The sequence below is a fragment of the Stenotrophomonas sp. CASM110 genome (genome assembly GCF_049384345.1).
Lineage (GTDB): Bacteria > Pseudomonadota > Gammaproteobacteria > Xanthomonadales > Xanthomonadaceae > Stenotrophomonas > Stenotrophomonas muris.
This window is the reverse complement of the sequence record NZ_JBMRGI010000010.1, coordinates 1-17,637: the sequence shown is the minus strand read 5'-3', so window position 1 is coordinate 17,637 and position 17,637 is coordinate 1. Positions and strand designations below refer to the sequence as shown.

Sequence of the window (17,637 nt, the reverse complement as noted above, 5' to 3'; positions counted from 1 at the left end):
ACACCATGTCCAGAACTGTTTTCCATGTCGTTGTTTTCCTTGTCGGCCTGCTGGCCGTGTGCTGGATCGGCATTGGCTACGTTTCGGTGCATCCGCTGGGTGCAGCGGTGGCGGCGATCATCGCGGCCTGCTACATCGCCGGTGGCGTGGAGCTGTATCGCTACCGCCAGGCCAGCAACGGCCTGCGCAGCGCGCTGAACGACCTGTCCAGCGCGAAGGAAAGCCTCGCCGCCTGGCTGGAACGCGTGCCGCTGGGCCTGCGCAACGCCGTGCGCCTGCGCGTGGAAGGCGAGCGCACCGCCCTGCCCGCACCGGTGCTGACCCCATACCTGGTTGGCCTGCTGGTGCTGCTGGGCATGCTCGGCACCCTGCTGGGCATGATGGACACGCTGCGTGGCACCGGCCTGGCGCTGCAGAGTGCGACCGACATGGCCGCGATCCGCGGCTCGCTGGCCTCGCCGGTGCAGGGCCTGGCGGTGGCATTCGGTACCTCGATCGCCGGTGTGGCCAGCTCGGCCATGCTCGGCCTGCTGGCGGCATTGCTGCGTCGTGACCGCCTGCAGGCCGTGCAGCAGCTGGACCGCGCCATTGCCGGCGACCTGCATCCGTACTCGCAGGCCTGGCAGCGCGCCGAATCGCTGCGCCTGCTGCAGGCACAGTCTGCGGCGCTGCCGGCGCTGGTCGACCGCCTGCAGGCGATGACCAGCACTTTTGAACAGCACAGTGCGGCCGCCAATGAGCGCCTGCTGGCCGGCCAGGCCGAGTTCCTGACCCAGAGCCAGGCCCTGCAGGAACGCCTGGCCGTCTCGCTGCAGCAGTCGCTGCGCGAAGGGGCCGAAGCCAGCGCCGCCGCCATCGGTGGTGCGCTGCAGCCGATGGCCGAAACCACCCTGGCTGGCCTGGCCCATCACGGCGAAGCACTGCATGCCCGCGTCGAGCAGGCCGTGCAGCAGCAGCTGGCCGGCCTGAGCGAGGGTTTCGAGCGCAGCCGCGTCGCCACCGAGGCCAGCTGGGCCAAGGTGGTGAGCGAGCAGACCCAGGCACAACAGGCGCTGGTCAGTGATCTGCGCCAGCACCTGCAGGCCTTCAGCGATGGCCAGGGCACGCACGCCGAAGCACTGGTCGCGCGTATCGGCGAGCGCCTGCAGGCCGATGCCCGCGGCAATGCCGAGGCATGGCGCGCCGCCGCCGAACAGCAGCAGGCACTCAACAGCGCGCTGGTCGAACGCCAGCAGCAGGCGTTGCTGGCCTCCAGCGAGCATCTGGACGCGCGCGCGCAGGCGCTGCTACAGGCGCTGGAGCAGCACCACAGCACCAGCCAGGCGCTGCTGCAGGACCACGAACTGCAGCGTTCGCAGCAGTGGCAGGCCGCGCAGGCCGCTGCCGCGGCCGCGCACGCCGAACTGCAGGCTGGCCTGGACAGCCGCGAGCAGCAGCGCCAGGCGCGCTGGGACGCGATCAGCGCCGAGCTGCAGCAGGCCCACGCCGCGCTGCAGGCGCAGCTGCAGGCCGGCGACGAACAGCGCCTGCAGCGCTGGAGCGAAGCCTTGCAGCACGTTTCCAGCGACCTGGCCGAGCGCCTGCAGGCCAACGGCGAACACCTGGCTGCGCAGCAGCAGCAGGTCTGCGACACCCTGGCGGCCACCGCACAGCAGATCGGCGAGAACGGTCGCGCGCAGGCCAGCGCCACGCTGGCTGAAGTGTCTACCCTGCTGCAGACCGCCGCGGCCGCGCCCAAGGCTGCTGCCGACGTCATTAACGAGCTGCGCAGCACGCTGTCCGAGAGCCTGGTGCGTGACAACGCGATGCTGGAAGAGCGCGGCCGCCTGCTGGCCACCGTGCAGACCCTGCTGGATGCGATCAATCACGCTTCGCACGAGCAGCGCACCGCTGTGGACGCACTGGTCGGTGGCTCGGCCGAGCTGCTGGAGCGGGTTGGCAATCGCTTCACCGACCATATCGCCGCAGAGACCGGCAAGCTGGATGGCATTGCCGCAGCGCTCAACGGCAGCGCTGCCGAAGTGGGCCAGCTGGCCGGCACGTTCGGCGAAGCGGTCGCGCAGTTCGGCAGTGCCGCCACCGAGCTGTCCGGCCGCCTGGAACAGATCGGCGGCGCACTGGATGCCTCGCTGGCCCGCAGCGACGAGCAGCTGGCCTACTACGTAGCCCAGGCGCGCGAGGTGGTCGACCTCAGCCTGCTGTCGCAGAAGCAGGTGATGGAAGAACTGCAGCAGCTGGCCGCGCGCCGCGGCAAGGCCGGCAGCGCATGAGCGACGAGCTGGAGGTCGACGGCGGTTCGCATGCCCCGATCTGGGCAGCCTTCGGCGACCTGATGTCGGTGCTGCTGGGCGCGTTCGTGCTGATACTGGTCGGTGTGGTCGCCGTGCAGCTGGAGCTGTCGCAGCGACTGGACCAGGAAGTGAAGCAGCGCCAGGCCGAAGCCAAGCGTCTGCAGACCCTGGAACAGGCGCTGGCGGGCCCGCTGGCGGCCGGTCGCGTGACGCTGGTGGATGGCCGCATCGGCATCAGCGGCAGCGTGCTGTTCGCGCTGAACTCCGACCAGCTGCAGCCGGAAGGCCAGGAGCTGCTGCGCAGCCTGGCCGCACCGCTGGCCGCCTACCTGGGCAGCCGCGAAGAGATCCTGATGGTCAGCGGCTTCACCGATGACGCGCCGGTACGCGAAGGCAACCGGCGTTTCGCCGACAACTGGGAGCTGTCGGCGCAGCGCTCGCTGACCGTGACCCGCACCCTGATCGCCGATGGCGTACCGGCTGACGCCGTGTTCGCCGCTGCGTTCGGCAGCGAGCAGCCGGTCAGTTCCAATGCCGATGAGGAAGGCCGCGCACGCAACCGTCGCGTCGAGATCGCGCCGATTCCCAAGCCCAAGGCCCCGGATGCCAAGTAAGCCGCCAGCGCTCGAAGGCCTGCGCGCACTGGTGCGCGACCTTGATGCAGGGTCGCGCTCGCTGCCGCATTACCCGCAGGTGCCGATGCTGCAGCAGGTGCAGCGCGAGTGGTCGGAGCTGCGCAGCGAGCTGCAGGTGCGCCGCTCCCTGCGCGCCGAGGCCCCGGCTGACGGCGGCCCGCTGAACTCGGCGGTGCTGGTGCAGCGCATGCTGGACACGATGCAGGCCACCAGCCCCGGCTACCTGCGCCACTTCATCGACTACGTGGACACCTTGTCCTGGCTGCAGGCACTGCAGGATGGCGCCGCCAGTGGTGCGGATAGCGCAAAGCCGAAGCGCACGCGCAAGCCGCGCCAGACGCCGAAGGAGTAGCGCCGGCTGCTGGCCGGCGGCTACGCGTCTCCGCGCGGGTCATGGGGTTGCCGGCCAGCGGCCGGCACTACCATCGCGGGTGCTCTGTGCGCCGGAACACGATCTGCGCTGCGCTTCGGTTCTGCCGTGGTACTGCCGGCCGCTGGCCGGCATCAGACCGGACCGAACACGGCCGAAGCGCACTCAAGCGGCGCTGAACGGCGAATGGCCGCGCTGAACATTGACTGGTAGTGCCGGCCGCTGGCCGGCATCACACCCAGACCGACCACGCATGCGGATACTCGCCAATCTGCCCAGCAAGACCGGCGCGTACCGGATTCCCCAGGATGTACAGCGCTTGCCGCGCCATCGACTCCTCGGCCCTCACGGCATGATCGAAGTAGCCGGGCTGCCACACCGTACTTCGACGGCCCGCCAGGCGATTCAGGGCAAGCGCGCTCGACGATTTCATCCGGCGTGCGATGTCTGGAAGGTCAGCTGCGCGCAGCTCGAACATCCAGTGGACGTGATCCGGCATGGCGACCCATGCGTGTGACCGTACGAGCCCGCGCTGCTCGATGTAATCGAACTGGTCGATCACACATGCTGCTGCAGCTTTACTTTCAAGGAGCCGGCGGCGCTGATGCGTGGTAGTTGTCAGAACGTAGACCTGGCCGATGATCGAGTAACGGCCCAGGCGGAGGCGATGGCTGCTCATGCGCCATGGTGGGTCGATCATTGCGCGTTGGCTGGCGGGCCATGGCTCGACGGGGGTTGGGAGATGTCTGAAGGTGAATGAGGTTGCCGGCCAGCGGCCGGCACTACCGGGGGCCGTAGGTTGCCGGCCAGCGGCCGGCACGACCACAGCCGGCAGGCGGCCGTCGGGGCTCAGCCGCGCAGGGTGGCGCCGCCGTCGACGTACAGGTCGCTCATCGCCACGTGCCCGGCCTGTTCCGAGAGCAGGAACATCACCGAGTGCGCGATGTCCTCGGGGGTGGCCAGCTTGCGCAGTGGAATGCCGGCCTTGTAGGTCTCCAGGCTGCCGGCGATCACCCGCTCGGCACCGTGCTCGTCCTGCCACATGCCGGTCTGCATCGGGGTCAACGTCGATCCCGGGGCGACGATGTTGCAGCGGATTCCCAGCGGCGCCAGTTCCAGCCCGAGGCAGCGGGTGAACATGGTGGCGGCGGCCTTGGATGCCGCATAGGCGGCCATCCCGTGCCGCGGCACACCGGCCGCATTCGAGCTGACGGTAACCATCGCGCCCTGTCCGCGCGGCGACATCACCCGCGCCAGAGCACGCCCGACATGGAACACGCCGTCGGTGTTCACCGCGAACACCCGGCGCCAGTCGTCATCGCCGGTCTCGGTCACGCCGCCCACATGCAGCACACCGGCCACGCTGGCGGCCAGCATGATCGGTCCGATGCTGGACTCGACCCGATCCACCAAGGCGTCGACGGCCGCACTGTCGGTCACGTCAAGAGCAAACGCCTGCACACGTGCATCCGCGAACATGGGTGCTTCGCGATCAGTCGCCACCACGGTGCAACCGGCCGCGGCCAACAGCCGTACCAGTGCCTCACCGATGCCCCCGGCGGCACCGGTCACCAGCGCCACACGACCTTCAAAACCGGTCAATTGCATGTTGCGGTCTCCTGTTGCTCGTCCCAGTGGCGCAACCGCGCCGACAACCACGGTGCCAGCTGCGCCACCGCATCGCGGCCGGTCAGTTCGGCGTGCAGGAACGGCAGTTCCAGTGCCTGCACCTTGCGCGCGTGGCTCCGCCACAACGTTGACTGCAGCTGTGGCCGCGCCTGGTGATCCCGGCCAGCGCGGACGTGCACCAGCGTGCCCTCGAACGGCCGGTGGATATGTTCACGGATCAGCCGATTGGTACCGGTCACCGCGCGCACCACGCCGTCAAGCACCACATCCGGCAGGCTGCCCAGTGCACTCCCGCCGCGACGCAGGAACGCGAGTATGCGTTCCCGGCTGTCCAGTTCCGGATGCGCATCCGGGTCATGGCCGGCAATCGCCAGTAGTGCCCGCAGTGCGGCGACGGCGTCCGGTTCAGGCTCGGCCCGCCAGCACTCGCTGGGATAGGCGTCCAGCAGCACCAGCTCTCCAACGTCGCGGCCGATCTCATGCAGCCGCACCGCCATCGCCTGGGCCAGGATGCCGCCCACCGACCAGCCCAGCAGATGCACCGGCCCCTTCGGCTGCAGTGCGACCACGCGCTGTACGTAGTCGTTGGCCATCGCCTCGATGCTGCTCGGCAGTGGCAGCAGCGCGTCCAGTGCCGGCGACTGCAGGCCATACACCGGGCGGGCTGGTTGCAGTGCCCGGGCGAGCGTGCGGTAGTTCCAGGCGATGCCACCGGCCGGGTGCAGCACGAACAGCGGCGTGGGCCCGGCAGCGTCGGTTGCGGCCAGCGCGATCACCGGCCCCAGCGCGTGATCGGCCAGCGCGGGTGGCGCGGCAATACGAACCGCCAGCGCGGCCACGGTGGGCTGGGCAAACAAGGCGCCCAAACCCAGATCGCAGCGCCAGCGCTGCTCGATCGCCAGCAGCAGGTGCACCGCCGACAGCGAGTCACCGCCGAGACTGAAGAAGTCCGCATCCACCGCCACCGGCGCCTCACGCCCAAGCGCCTGTGCGAACAGCAACGCCAGCTCCTGTTCCAACGGCGTGCGCGGCGCCAAGCCGGCAACTTCACGTTGCGGTGGCTTCGGCAACGCATTGCGGTCGAGCTTGCCGTTGGCGGTCACCGGCCAGTGGTCCACACCAACGATGGCCGAGGGCACCATGTAGTCCGGCACATGCGTGGCGAGGTGGCTGCGCAGCATTACGGCATCGGCAAGCGCGGTCGGCACATAGGCCACCAGACGCGCTTCGCCGGGAGCATCCTGGCGTAGCAGCACTTCCACCCGCTCCATGCCCGGCAGTTCGCGCAAAGCCGCCTCGATCTCGCCCAGTTCGATGCGCAGGCCGCGCAGTTTCACCTGATGGTCGCTGCGGCCCAGGTACTCCACCGCACCATCGCGGCGCCAGCGCGCCACGTCGCCGGTGCGGTAGATGCGCTCGCCCGCCAGGAAAGGATCGGCAAGGAAGCGTTCGGCGGTCAGATCGTCGCGACCGAGATAGCCGCGTGCCAGCTGCACGCCGCCCAGGTACAGGTCACCGGCCACACCGACCGGCACCGGCTGCATCCGGGCGTCCAGCACGTACAGGCGGGTGTTCCAGACCGGGAAGCCGATCGGCACCGGCCGCGAGCGATCCTGCGCTGACGCCGGCCAATAGCTGACATCTACTGCGGCCTCGGTCGGGCCGTACAGGTTGTGCAGTTCTGCGCGCACGCGCGCATGGAAGCGGTCGCGCAACGCAGCGTCCAGCGCCTCGCCACTGGTGAATACGCGGCGCAGCTGCAAACCTTCGGAGGCCGGCGCAGCGAGGAAGGCGTCGAGCATCGACGGCACGAAATGCGCGGTGGTGATGCCATGGCCCCGGATCAAGCGCGCCAGTTCAGTGGGATCGCGATGCGCATCGGGCCTGGCAACCACCAGCGTTGCCCCGCACAGCAGCGGCAGGAAGAATTCCCAGACCGAGACATCGAAGGTGGCCGGGGTCTTCTGCAGCACGCGGTCATCGGCGCCGATGCCGTAGTGCTCGCGCATCCACAGCAGGCGATTGACGATCGCGCGGTGTTCGACGACCACGCCCTTGGGCTCGCCGGTCGAACCGGAGGTATAGATCACATAGGCGGCATCGCTGGGCGCAGGATCCGCCCATGGCGCCGCAAAATTCAGCGCGGTCCACTGCTCCGGCGCGAGCACCGGCACACCGGCCACGCGCACCGATACGTCTGGCGCAGCCAGTACGCACACCGGCTGCGCCGACGCAAGAATACGTGCCAACCGCTCGTCAGGATGGGCAAGGTCCAGCGGAAGATAGGCCGCGCCTGCGCGCAGCACCGCGACCAGCGCGAGCACCAGTTCCAGCGAGCGCGGCAATGCCACCGCGACTACGCTGCCCGGGCCGACGCCCATCCCGCGCAGTTGTGCGGCAAGCGCGAAACTGCGCGCTTCCAGCGTTGCATAGTCGAGCGTAGTGTCGCCGAACACCAGCGCCGGCGCGTGCGGATCCCGATCCATGCCCTGCTGCAGCAATTCAACCAGGGTAGTCTCGGGAAGCGCATGCGCGGTGGCATTGAAACCGTGCAGCACCTGCTGCGCCTCCTCAAGCGTCGCCAAAGGCACGGCTGCAATATCGTCAGCCTGCAATGCTGCCGACACGAAATGCAGCAACCGCGCTGCATGCGCCTCGACATCCTCGCGACTGTACAGCGCGGGATTGGCCTCGATCTCCAGATCGAGAAGGTGCTGGCCATCGCCACGGAAGCCCAGTGTCAGATCATCCACCGGCCCGGTGCACAGCACCTCCAGCGTCGCCTGCACGCCGGCCAGCGCCAGCGGCTTGTAGAACGGCTGCACATTCACCAGCGGACCGTGCAGGCGCTGCTGCGCGCCGACCAGCCCCAGGTCGCGGCGCAGCTGCTCACTGCGGTAACGGCCGTGCTTGCGACCCTGGCTGAGCTGCCGGCCCAAGCCGCGGGTGAAGGCCTCGACGCTGCCCTCGCCGGCCGCTACGCGCAGCGGCAACACGTTCATCACCATCGCCGGCACCCGCGCCGACGCGTTGCCGAGCCGGCCCATGTAGGGCACGCCCAGCACCACTTCATCGGCGGCGCTCATCCGCCGCAGGTACTCGGCCGCCAGCGCGGCCAGCACATCCGGCCAGGGCTGCAGCCAACGTGCCGAGGCCTGCAGCAGCTGCTCACGGAAGGCCGCATCGAGCGGCTGCACCCAGCGCAGCGCATCGTCGCTGGCCGCCACGGTACCCGCCAGGCCCACGCCCGCCGGCGCCCCCTGCAACTGCTCGCGCCACCAGCGCCCGGCCTGCGCACGACGCGGGTCGGCACGATAGGCGGCGTCATCCGCCAGCACGCCCGCCAGCCCTGGCAGCGGTTCAGCCATGCGACCGGCATGCAACGCGCACACGCGATCGGTGAACAGCGCCATGCCGTAGCCATCGGCGGCCAGATGATGCACGCGCAGGTACCAGACCCAGCGCTGCCCGCCCAGGTCAAACAACACCTGCTGACTGATCCGGTCACGGGTGGGATCGACCGGGCTCAGACGGTCGGTGTGCATCAGGTTGCGTGCCGCAGCGGCGGGATCCGCCGCGGTGGAAACATCGCGCACCGAAAGCAGCGGCACGTGTGCCGGGTCATGCCACTGCAGCGGCTGGCCATCGGCCCCTTCGGCAAAGCGCAATGCGAAGGCCTGGGCCTCGCCTGCAGCCTGGTCTGCCGCTGCAATGAACGCGGCCACGTCCAACGGGCCGTCGATCCACACCGCGTGCGCGGTATTGAATGACGGATTGTCCGGTGCCAGCCGCTGTGCGAACCACAGTCCGGCCTGGGCCTCGGTCAATGCCACCGGTGTGGCCAGCGCAGCGGCGTTCATGCGTTCTGCGCGGCCTGCAGTTGCTGCACCACAGCCCACCACTGGCGCAGCGTGGTGTGCTCGGCCAACTGCGAGAACTCCAGCGGCAGGCCGGTGTTGCCCCAGGCCAGGACCAGGCCGAGCATGCGCATCGAGTCCAGGTCCAGGTCGATCAGGTTGTCGTCGTCACCGATATCGGCCGGGGCACATTCCAGCACGCGCGCCACGTCGGCACGCATCCGCTCCAGATCCAGCACCTCACCCGTGGCGGCCATCACAGCACCTCCAGCAACTGGTCGGTGGTCATCGGTACGCCACAGGTGCGGGCAATCCAGTGCAGGGCCTGATCATGATCGGCGCGCGAGAAGTCCGCCACGGCATCGGCGGCGATGAAGGCCTCGATATCACGCTGGAACGCTTCGACCACGGTCGCGGTGCAGCCGATGTGCGCGTATACGCCGGTCACCAGCAACTGGTCGCGTCCACGCACCCGCATCAGCGTCTCCAGGTTGCTGCGCTGGAACGCGCTGTAGCGGTGCTTCACCAGCACGTGCTCGCCAGGCTGCGGTGCCAGTGCCTCGATGATTGGTTCATGGTCGGCGCTGCGACGCATGCCTGGTCCCCACAGGTCGGCCTGCAGGCCACGGTCACGGCGGTCCTGGTCGCCATGCTGGGCGGTGTAGAACACCGGAATGCCGTGCGCGCGGCAATGCGCCAGCAGCCGTGCGATGTTGTCCACTGCCGGCCGCAGCGGTGCGTTGCCGGCCTCGAATGCGGCCAGGAAATAGCGCTGCATGTCGTGCACCAGCAGCGCGACACGATCGCGCTGCGGGCGCCACGGGCCGCGCGCCTGCGGCAGTTCGGCGGCAGTCGGCAAGGGGTAATCGGTGATACGGGGCAGCGCCATCAGCGCGTTCCTCCTGTCTGTTGCAGATGACGCGCACGCAGCTGCGCGCGCAGTTCGCGGCGGCTGATCTTGCCGACCGCGGTGGTATCGAAACTGTCGACGAACACGACCTGGTCGGGCACCTTGAACGCGGCCAGGCCGCGCCCGCGCATCCAGGCCTTCAGTGCCGGGGCCTTGATCGGCTCACCCTGCTGGATCACGAACGCGCAGCTGCGCTCACCGAGATACTCGTCAGGAATGGAGACCACGGCGGCGTCGAACACGCCGGGGTGGGCCAGAAGGTGATCTTCGATCTCCTCGGCGGAGATTTTCTCGCCCGCCCGGTTGATGTGGTCACCGGCACGGCCCTGCACCACCAGGTAGCCTCCGGGCAGCTGCTGCACGCGGTCGCCGGTGCGGTAGAAGCCGTCGTCGGTGAACGAACGCGCATTGGCCACCGCATCGTTGTGGTAGCCACGGATGGTGTAAGGGCCGCGGGTCAGCAGATGCCCTACCTCGCCTTCCGGCACCGGCTGGTCATGGTCATCGACCACGCGCACCTCGTCGTCCGGGCTGATCGGCCGGCCCTGGCAGGCTACGATCAGTTCTTCCGGATCATCCAGCCGTGTGTAGTTCACCAGGCCTTCGGCCATGCCGAACACCTGCTGCAGGGTGCAGCCCAGGCCGTCAATCACCCGCCGTGCGGCTTCCGGCACCAGTTTGGCCCCGCCTACCTGCAGTACCTGCAGGCTGGACAGGTCGTGCTTGCTGGTGGCGGCGGCCTGTGCCCACAACAGCGCCAGCGGCGGCACCAGCCCACAGCAGGTCACTTGCTCGCGCGCGATCAGCGGGAAGGCCGCGTCCGGCCCCGGACCGGGGCTGAGCACCACGCGGGCACCGGCATACAGCGCGCCGAAGAAACCGGGCGAGCTCATGGGGAAGTTGTGCGCGGCCGGCAGCGCGACCAGATACACGCTGTCGCGGTCGATGCCGCAGAGGTCATTGCTGGCACGGAACGAGTAGATGTAGTCGTCGTGGGTGCGTGGAATCAGCTTGGACAGCCCGGTGCTGCCACCGGAGATCTGCAGGAACGCCACCGACTGCGGGTCCGGGTCGGCCGGCAGCTGGTTGCGGTCTCCCTGCAGCGCCTCGAGCGCGGTGAACTCTGCTGCGTCGCCATCGATGACCACGTGGCGCAGCGCCGGCACCTCGGCCTGCAGCGCCCGCGCCAGCCCGCGATGATCATAGCCATCATGCAGGTCGGTAGTGATGTAGGCACTGGCTTCGGCCTTGTTGGCGAAGTGCACCAGCTCGGTGATGCGGTGCGCCGGCAGCGCATACACCGGCACCAGGCCGGCGCGGAACAGCCCGCATACGGTGGCGATGAACCCGGCGGTGTTGCCCAGCTGTACCAGCACCCGCTCACCGGGTTGCAGGCCGAGTGCCAGCAGTCCGGCACCGATGCGACCGGCCTCGTGCCACAGCTGCGCGTAGCTCAGGCGCACATCGCCAGCGACCACGGCGATGTCATCAGCGTAGCGTTCCGCACGCTCACGCAGGAACGCCGGGAAGGTCTCGCCGCGCCAGTAGCCCGCCTCGCGATAGCGCGCCACCAGCGCATCGGGCCATGCCTGCTGCAGTGGCAGGCGGGAAGAAACAGTGGGCGTGTTCATGCAGCAGGCTCGATGACGGGCGCGGCGTCGGTGACGCCCAACGCGTTCAACAGGGCAGCAAACTTCGCCGCGGTTTCGGCGACCTCGGCCTCGGGCTGCGACTGGGCAACGATGCCGGCGCCGGCGTACAGGCGCAGCTGCGTGCCCTGCAGGCGTGCGCAGCGGATCGCCACATACCAGTCACCATCCCCTTGCGCATCCAGCCAGCCGACCGCACCGGCATAGAAGCCACGCGGCACCGGCTCAAGCTCGCGGATACGCTGCAGTGCCGCCAGCCGGGGTGTACCGCAGACCGCCGGCGTTGGATGCAACTGCGCCAGCAGCTCGGCCACCGATGTCTTCGGATCCTTCAGGGTGGCGTGGATGCGGGTGCCGAGATGCCACATGCTGGCGGTGGCATGCAGCACCGGGCGCGGCTGCGCATCGATGTGGCTGCAGTACGGCGCCAGGCCCTCGATGATGGCCTCGACCACGTGGCGGTGCTCGTCATGGTCCTTGTTCGAAGCCAGCAGCGCCTGCGCGGCGCGCTCGTCCTCGGCGGCATCGGCACTGCGGCGCGCGGACCCGGCCAGCGGGTGCGACAACAGCTCGGCGCCACGCTTGCGCAGCAGCAGCTCCGGTGTTGCGCCGACCAGCCAGGCCGGTGCGTGCCCCGGTTCAACCGGAAGCGGCACCGCATAGGTCGCCACCGAGGGATCCGCGCCCAACCGCGCCAGCAGCACCTCTGGAGACAGCGCATGGCGGCTGTGCGCCAGCAGGCTGCGCGCCAGCACCACCTTGTGCAGGTCCTGGTCGGGCGCGCGCAGCGCCTTCACTGCCGCGGCAACCGCAGCTGCATAGTCCTGCGCTGCGGGCTCCGCCTGCAGCGGGCCCTGCAGCGCCGGCGCCGCCCGTGGTTGCAACGGCAGGGCCGGCAGCAGGCGCTCGGGCTGGTACAACGCGTCGTCGGCACGCGGTTCGAATGGCACCGCACCGACCAGCAGGCCCGGACCGCCACGCTGCTGGGCGAAGAAGGCCGCAACGCGCTCCGCCAAGGTTGCCAGCGCGCCACCCGGCAGCGCGAGGCGGCAACCGCGTGCGTGCACATGCTGGCCTGCATGCTGCAGCAGGAACAGCGACGCGTCGTCAGTGCTCTCCAGCGGCGCGGGCGCAGCCTCCGGCCACGCGCCCTGCATCAGGGAATCGTTCATGGGGTCTCCTTCATCCGATGCGCTGCAGCCAGCGCGCACAGCAACAGCAGCAGCGCGCCGACCAGCAGGTATGGCAGGCTGGGCCCGCCGCGATACAACAGCGTGCCGAGCATCGGCCCGGCCACCATGCCCAGCCCCTGCGCGGCAGCGACCGTGCCCGCTGCGGCACCCTGCTCGTGCGCTTCCACCGCGTCGGCGGCCAGCGCCTGGAACGAGGGGAATACGAAGCCCATGCCGAACGCGGCCAGCGCGTATGCCGCCGGCAACTGCCAGCCCTGCTGCACGCCCGCCACCGAAGCAAAGCCAATGCCGGAAATCAGCGCGCCGAGGATGATCCAGCGGCGCGGATGCACCTCCAGCTTCATCACCAGCGCCTGCGCCAGGATCAGGCCGACGCCGACCGCTGTGAGTGCAATGCCGGCCATGCGCGCGCCCGCAGCCGCATCCAGGCCCAGGCGATCAATCGCGAAGAAGCCGACCGTGACCTGCGCGATGGTCACCGAGACCATGGCGATGAACGCCGCCAGCTGCGGCAGGCGCAGGCGCGTGTCGAGGCGACTCATCGGCGTGCGGCGTTGTGAGGACGCACCCACCACGGGCGGCGTGGCCGGCAGCCGCCAGGCCAGCAACGCCAGTGCCAGCAACGGCAGCAGCGCGGCCACGTACAGCGCCAACGACAGGTTCGTATAGGCCAGCCAGCCCGCGGCGGCCGGGCCGAGCACCATGCCCAGCGCGTTGGCGCTGCCCAGGCGGGCGAGGAATTTCGCACGTTGGCCGGTCGGCGCCTTGTCGGCGATGAGCGCGGCTGCGGTAGGAGGCACCGCCGCATAGAACAGGCCGATCAGGCCACGCGCGCCGACCAGCACCAGCACTGACACCAGTACCGGCGGCACCGCCTGCAAGGCAATGTCGATGAACACCGCCAGCGCGATGTAGACCACGGTGTAGGCACTCATCGCCAGCATCAGCACGCGCTTGCGGCCGATGCGGTCGCTGAGCTGGCCCCAGGGGCGCGCGGCCAGCATCCACAACACGCCTGCGGCAGTGACCGACAGGCCGGCATGCCACTCGGACAGGCCGAGCATGCGGACCACCGGGCCGATCACGGCGACGAAGGACATCATCGCCATGGTGCCGATCAGGGCAGCCAACACCAGCGCCGGCAAGCCGGGAACGACGGGACGTGCATGCATGGAACACCAGCCGTAACAGGAAAGGATGGGCGGGCGCACCTGCGCGCCCCACCCGGCACCGGCCCCGCTCAGGACCAGACGCCACCCTTAAATGATAACGGCTCGTATTTGCATTTGATACCCATTCTCTTGAATGGGCATGCAACAGCGGGTTCAGCGCATCGCACGCAGGCCCAGCAGGCCACGGCGCTTGAACCACCACTCCAGCGGCAGCGTCACCAGCGGCGGGATCGCCGCCAGCAGCGCCAGGGCACTGGCCCACCACGGCCAGCGCAGGCGCACTGCCGCAAACAGGGTGACTGCCACATAGACCAGGAAGGCCACGCCGTGCAGCGGCCCGAACAGCTTCACCAGCGCCACGTTGGCCATGGGGCCGTACTTCATCCACATGCCGATGAGCAGGCCGGCCCAGGTCACAGCCTCGATGAAAGCGACCGCGGCGAACAGGCGTCCGGTCGGGTGCATGGGGGAAGGTTGGGTCACGCGGGGCTCCGGCAGCGGGGTATCAAATGCGAATGATACGCAGATGCGAGCCGCGTATGGAGTCGAGCCGTGCTCGACTGTTGGAGCGTGTCCACCAAGGTGGACACCTACCGGAGCGTGTGTGGCAGAACCTGCTCCCCGATCTCACGCAACACCGCGTCCATCGGCCGCCCGTTGTCGACCAGATTGAACATCACGTGCGCCACGCCCTGCCCATGCACGCGCAGCAGATAGTCACGCAGGCCATCGCGGCCGACCTTCAGGCCCAGCGGCAGCGGCTCGGCTGGCGCCTGCGGATCTGCCTGCAGATCCAGAAGCATCGACTGCACGAATGGCTTGCCCGGCCCACCGCGCTGCACCAGCGCCTGCTGCCACAGGCCGATGCGCCCCTCCTGCGCGGCCTCCTCACGATGATAGGTGGCCCAGCCTTCGGCCTCGCGCGCGATCCACTGCAGGCTCTGCCGCGCGGTACCCACCACCAGCATCGGGATGCGGGTTGCCGGCGCCGGCAGCACGTCGAAGCCACCCGTGGCCTGCAGTACGGCGGTCCGCGCATCGGCCTCCGGTGACAACGCCGCGCGCAGCAACGTCCAGCGCTCACGGAAGGTCGTCGCCCTGCCCTCCAGATCCTCGCCGAAGGCGGCGAATTCTTCCGGGCGGTCACCCGAACCCAGGCCCAGCACGAACCGCCCTGCACTGATCCGGTCCAGGCTCAAGGCCGACTTCGCCACCTGCAACGGCTGGCGCAACGGCAACACGATGGCGGCGGTACCGACCACGATGCGCGTGGTCGCGGCGGCCAGCATGCCCAGCCACAGGAAGGGGTCGTCCAGCGCGCTCGCCGTCGCGTCCGGACCCTGCGGCACCATCAGCGGTACATCGCGCGCCCACAACGCGGCGAAACCAAGATCGTCGGCCAGCCGCGCAATGCGCCGCGCCGCGCCCGGATCGGCCAGCCCATGCGCCGCAACGGGCGTCATCAGGCCCAGGCTCAGTCCCTGTTGCGGAAACAACGAAGCGTAGGCGGGATTGAATTCACTCATGGGACCAGCTTAGCGTGCAGGCAACCGGCGACGATCACACGCCACACGCCACAGGAAGATCGCTGCATGCCGAGGATCCGCCCCGCCCACATCGATGACATGCCCGCGATGAGCGCGGTATGCCTGGCCGCATTCACTGCGGCCGTCGCGCCCTCGCTCAGCGCGGCCGGCATTGCTACGTTCGGCAGTGTCGCCGCCGCCGATGCGTTCGCTGCACGCCTGCAGGGTGACAACCAAATCCTGGTGGCCGAGCAGGATGGCCGCATCCTCGGCGTGGTAGAGCTGAAGGAAGGCCGCCACCTGGCGATGCTGTTCGTCGATCCCGCCTGCCAGGGCCAGGGCATCGGCCATGCCCTGTTCGAAGCCGTGCTGCCGCACCTGCGCACACCGGTGCTGACCGTGCGCGCCTCGCTCAACGCAGTGCCTACCTACCTGCGCTATGGCTTCGTGCTGGACGGTGATGTCGGCGAGTTCAACGGGCTGGTGTACCAGCAGATGGTGCGGGCAGCCGCCTGAGGGCAGCGGGTGTCATGCCCCGCTGCACGGCCGATATAAGCAAACTGAATCAGCACACTCCCCGGCCATTCCTACAATGGACTGTCCCCCCTTCGAGATGCCGCCGATGCGCGTCGCGCTTTCCGTGTTGCTGCTGGCTTCGGCGCTGAGCGCCTGCACCCCGGCCCCGGTGTCCACCGCCAGCTCCGCCGAGGCGCCCGCGCCGGCGTCCGCCATCGCCTGGCGCCAGGGCGATGTGGACGATGCCTTCGCCGAGGCCGCCGACAGCGGAAAGCCGGTGCTGCTGTACTGGGGCGCGGTCTGGTGCCCGCCGTGCAACCAGCTCAAGGCCGGCCTGTTCAAGGACCCGGCGTTCATCGCGTTGACCGGCAAGTTCGTGCCGGTCTACCTGGATGGCGACGAGGAAGGGGCACAGGCCTGGGGCGAACGCTTCGGGGTGCGCGGCTATCCGACCCTGATCGTGCTGGACCCACAACGCAATGAGCTCACCCGCGTGGCCGGCGGCAACGACGCGGCCGAACTGACCCGTGCGCTGACCGTCGCGGCCGGGCGCCGCAGCGCCATCGCCGCCACCCTGGCGACGGCACTGGCCACGCCGGACAGGCTGGCCGCCGAAGACTGGCAGGTGCTGGGCGACTACGGCTGGGAAGTCGACGCCAACCGCCTGGCCGGCGAGCGCAGGAGCCAGGATGTGCTGCGCCAGCTGTCCAAGGCCGCACCCGACGCGGCGCTGCAACGCCGCTTCGCCCTGCTGGCCCTGGCCACCGCCGACACGCCCGCCAGCTCGCCCACCGAGGTGCGTGAGCTGCTGCAGGCAGTGCTGGCGCAACCTGCCGAAGTCCGTCGTAACCGCGAACTGCTGGGTTACGCGGGCGCGACGCTGGTCAAGCAGGCCAGTGCCGGGCCGGCCACCAGCAACACGCTGGGACAGCAGCTGCTGGTCGCACTGGAGCGCGCAGATGCCGAGCGCGGTGATCGCGCCGACGACGCGTTGTCGCGTGCGCTGACCGAAGTGTCGCTGGCACGTCAGCAGCAGCCAAACGGCCCACTGCCCGCGGCCCTGGTTGAGCGGGTCAAGCAGCGCGTGGCCGCTGCCGATGCCGCCGCCACCGATGCGCATGCACGCCAGGCCACGATCAGCAGCGCGGTCTACGCACTGCGCCAGGTCGGCGACGACGCGGGCGCCGAGGCGCTGTTGCTGGCCGAGCTGAAGCGCAGCGAGCAGCCGTACTACTACATGCCCGAGCTGGCCGAACTGGCCGAGCAGCGCGGCGACACCGCCGGCGCACTGGAGTGGCTGAAGCGCGCCTACGATGGCGCGCAGGGCCCGGCCACCCGCGTGCAGTGGGGCGTGCTGTACGTGGAGGGCCTGTTGAAGCTGGCGCCGGACGATGCACCACGCATCGAGCAGGCCACCGCCTCGCTGATCGCCGAACTGGAAGCGCAGCCGTCGGGCTACCACCAGCGTACCCGCCAGCGTTTCGAGCGCCTGGCCGGGCAGTTGAAGACGTGGAGCGGCAAGCACCAGGGCGCCGAAACACTGGCGCGGCTGCAGCAGCGGATGCAGCAGGCGTGCGGGGAACAGGTTGATGGTGCGTGCAAGGATTGGTTGAGTTGAGTTGATGAAGGCGCTGGCGGCTGGTTCGCCTGCCGGCGCTTTTGTTGATCCGTGTGGGAGGGGGCGGGGGCCGCTGGCCAGGACACGCAAAAGCCCCTCCATGGTGCTCGATGGCGCCATCCTTGGCGCCAACGGTCCTGTCCAGCGGCCCCCGCCCCCTCCTGACAGTTTCCTGCGAGCGCGGGCAGCGCAACAGCGCGCCGGTGAGGTTCGAAAAGCGGGTTCTGGTAGTGCCGGCCGCTGGCCGGCAACCCGACCTTCGCTGATTGCC

The 17,637-nt window shown here is 69.3% G+C and carries 15 protein-coding genes; 5 read left to right on the top strand and 10 right to left on the bottom strand.

The genetic code is table 11. The features are described 5' to 3' along the window. The first annotated feature begins 5 nt into the window (after positions 1-5). From VG561_RS10700 to VG561_RS10690, 3 genes are read left to right on the top strand one after another with little or no spacing between them, the layout of a single operon-like run. Positions 6-2,270 (top strand): DUF802 domain-containing protein, encoded by a 2,265-nt coding sequence (locus tag VG561_RS10700; protein WP_423179572.1) that lies wholly within the window; start codon positions 6-8, stop codon positions 2,268-2,270. Beyond that, positions 2,267-2,905 (top strand): OmpA family protein, encoded by a 639-nt coding sequence (locus tag VG561_RS10695; RefSeq protein WP_014647413.1) that lies wholly within the window; start codon positions 2,267-2,269, stop codon positions 2,903-2,905. Before VG561_RS10700 ends, VG561_RS10695 begins: the two co-directional genes overlap by 4 nt. Beyond that, positions 2,823-3,278, top strand: coding sequence for a DUF2894 domain-containing protein (locus tag VG561_RS10690; protein ID WP_423179571.1), 456 nt, complete (start codon positions 2,823-2,825; stop codon positions 3,276-3,278). Before VG561_RS10695 ends, VG561_RS10690 begins: the two co-directional genes overlap by 83 nt. A 250-nt stretch (positions 3,279-3,528) precedes the next feature. On the opposite strand, the gene VG561_RS10685 is transcribed toward VG561_RS10690, so the two are convergent. From VG561_RS10685 to VG561_RS10640, 10 genes are all read right to left on the bottom strand, one after another. Beyond that, positions 3,529-3,975 carry an REP-associated tyrosine transposase gene (locus tag VG561_RS10685; protein WP_049439400.1) on the bottom strand — a complete coding sequence of 149 codons (447 nt, stop codon included), beginning with the start codon at positions 3,973-3,975 and terminating at the stop codon, positions 3,529-3,531. A gap of 170 nt (positions 3,976-4,145) precedes the next feature. Beyond that, positions 4,146-4,904 (bottom strand): 2,3-dihydro-2,3-dihydroxybenzoate dehydrogenase, encoded by a 759-nt coding sequence (locus VG561_RS10680; protein ID WP_414612134.1) that lies wholly within the window; start codon positions 4,902-4,904, stop codon positions 4,146-4,148. After that, positions 4,895-8,785 (bottom strand): enterobactin synthase subunit F, encoded by a 3,891-nt coding sequence (locus VG561_RS10675; RefSeq protein WP_423179570.1) that lies wholly within the window; start codon positions 8,783-8,785, stop codon positions 4,895-4,897. The genes VG561_RS10680 and VG561_RS10675 overlap by 10 nt, the downstream gene beginning before the upstream one ends. Next, complete coding sequence (locus tag VG561_RS10670) at positions 8,782-9,039, bottom strand: phosphopantetheine-binding protein (RefSeq protein WP_423179569.1); 258 nt, start codon at positions 9,037-9,039, stop codon at positions 8,782-8,784. Before VG561_RS10670 ends, VG561_RS10675 begins: the two co-directional genes overlap by 4 nt. Continuing rightward, positions 9,039-9,671 (bottom strand): isochorismatase family protein, encoded by a 633-nt coding sequence (locus VG561_RS10665; RefSeq protein WP_134808983.1) that lies wholly within the window; start codon positions 9,669-9,671, stop codon positions 9,039-9,041. Before VG561_RS10665 ends, VG561_RS10670 begins: the two co-directional genes overlap by 1 nt. Continuing rightward, the gene (locus VG561_RS10660) at positions 9,671-11,323 is read right to left on the bottom strand and encodes a (2,3-dihydroxybenzoyl)adenylate synthase (RefSeq protein ID WP_423179568.1); all 1,653 of its coding nucleotides are present in this window, start codon (positions 11,321-11,323) and stop codon (positions 9,671-9,673) included. The genes VG561_RS10665 and VG561_RS10660 overlap by 1 nt, the downstream gene beginning before the upstream one ends. Then, positions 11,320-12,513 (bottom strand): isochorismate synthase, encoded by a 1,194-nt coding sequence (locus tag VG561_RS10655; RefSeq protein WP_423179567.1) that lies wholly within the window; start codon positions 12,511-12,513, stop codon positions 11,320-11,322. The genes VG561_RS10660 and VG561_RS10655 overlap by 4 nt, the downstream gene beginning before the upstream one ends. Continuing rightward, complete coding sequence (locus VG561_RS10650) at positions 12,510-13,706, bottom strand: MFS transporter (RefSeq protein ID WP_423179566.1); 1,197 nt, start codon at positions 13,704-13,706, stop codon at positions 12,510-12,512. Before VG561_RS10650 ends, VG561_RS10655 begins: the two co-directional genes overlap by 4 nt. 153 nt (positions 13,707-13,859) lie before the next feature. After that, positions 13,860-14,171, bottom strand: coding sequence for a DUF3817 domain-containing protein (locus VG561_RS10645; RefSeq protein ID WP_032129991.1), 312 nt, complete (start codon positions 14,169-14,171; stop codon positions 13,860-13,862). Positions 14,172-14,296: 125 nt separating this feature from the next. Next, positions 14,297-15,232: a TIGR03571 family LLM class oxidoreductase gene (locus VG561_RS10640; protein ID WP_423179565.1), complete on the bottom strand. Its 936-nt coding sequence runs from the start codon at positions 15,230-15,232 to the stop codon at positions 14,297-14,299. A gap of 66 nt (positions 15,233-15,298) precedes the next feature. Here VG561_RS10640 and VG561_RS10635 point away from each other — a divergent pair, with 66 nt between their 5' ends. Both VG561_RS10635 and VG561_RS10630 read left to right on the top strand, forming a co-directional pair. Then, complete coding sequence (locus tag VG561_RS10635; protein ID WP_049439384.1) at positions 15,299-15,748, top strand: GNAT family N-acetyltransferase; 450 nt, start codon at positions 15,299-15,301, stop codon at positions 15,746-15,748. A gap of 97 nt (positions 15,749-15,845) precedes the next feature. Then, positions 15,846-17,366 carry a thioredoxin family protein gene (locus VG561_RS10630; RefSeq protein ID WP_423179600.1) on the top strand — a complete coding sequence of 507 codons (1,521 nt, stop codon included), beginning with the start codon at positions 15,846-15,848 and terminating at the stop codon, positions 17,364-17,366. Positions 17,367-17,637 lie beyond the last annotated feature (271 nt).

What these genes read in the sequence shown, in the direction of transcription:
- VG561_RS10630 (WP_423179600.1), top strand. Translation starts at nt 15,846, where the DNA reads ATGCCGCCGATGCGCGTCGCGCTTTCCGTGTTGCTGCTGGCTTCGGCG.
- VG561_RS10675 (WP_423179570.1), bottom strand. Translation starts at nt 8,785, where the DNA reads ATGAACGCCGCTGCGCTGGCCACACCGGTGGCATTGACCGAGGCCCAG.
- VG561_RS10635 (WP_049439384.1), top strand. Translation starts at nt 15,299, where the DNA reads ATGCCGAGGATCCGCCCCGCCCACATCGATGACATGCCCGCGATGAGC.
- VG561_RS10685 (WP_049439400.1), bottom strand. Translation starts at nt 3,975, where the DNA reads ATGAGCAGCCATCGCCTCCGCCTGGGCCGTTACTCGATCATCGGCCAG.
- VG561_RS10665 (WP_134808983.1), bottom strand. Translation starts at nt 9,671, where the DNA reads ATGGCGCTGCCCCGTATCACCGATTACCCCTTGCCGACTGCCGCCGAA.
- VG561_RS10660 (WP_423179568.1), bottom strand. Translation starts at nt 11,323, where the DNA reads ATGAACACGCCCACTGTTTCTTCCCGCCTGCCACTGCAGCAGGCATGG.
- VG561_RS10695 (WP_014647413.1), top strand. Translation starts at nt 2,267, where the DNA reads ATGAGCGACGAGCTGGAGGTCGACGGCGGTTCGCATGCCCCGATCTGG.
- VG561_RS10670 (WP_423179569.1), bottom strand. Translation starts at nt 9,039, where the DNA reads ATGGCCGCCACGGGTGAGGTGCTGGATCTGGAGCGGATGCGTGCCGAC.
- VG561_RS10700 (WP_423179572.1), top strand. Translation starts at nt 6, where the DNA reads ATGTCCAGAACTGTTTTCCATGTCGTTGTTTTCCTTGTCGGCCTGCTG.
- VG561_RS10640 (WP_423179565.1), bottom strand. Translation starts at nt 15,232, where the DNA reads ATGAGTGAATTCAATCCCGCCTACGCTTCGTTGTTTCCGCAACAGGGA.
- VG561_RS10690 (WP_423179571.1), top strand. Translation starts at nt 2,823, where the DNA reads ATGCCGATGAGGAAGGCCGCGCACGCAACCGTCGCGTCGAGATCGCGC.
- VG561_RS10645 (WP_032129991.1), bottom strand. Translation starts at nt 14,171, where the DNA reads ATGCACCCGACCGGACGCCTGTTCGCCGCGGTCGCTTTCATCGAGGCT.
- VG561_RS10650 (WP_423179566.1), bottom strand. Translation starts at nt 13,706, where the DNA reads ATGCATGCACGTCCCGTCGTTCCCGGCTTGCCGGCGCTGGTGTTGGCT.
- VG561_RS10655 (WP_423179567.1), bottom strand. Translation starts at nt 12,513, where the DNA reads ATGAACGATTCCCTGATGCAGGGCGCGTGGCCGGAGGCTGCGCCCGCG.
- VG561_RS10680 (WP_414612134.1), bottom strand. Translation starts at nt 4,904, where the DNA reads ATGCAATTGACCGGTTTTGAAGGTCGTGTGGCGCTGGTGACCGGTGCC.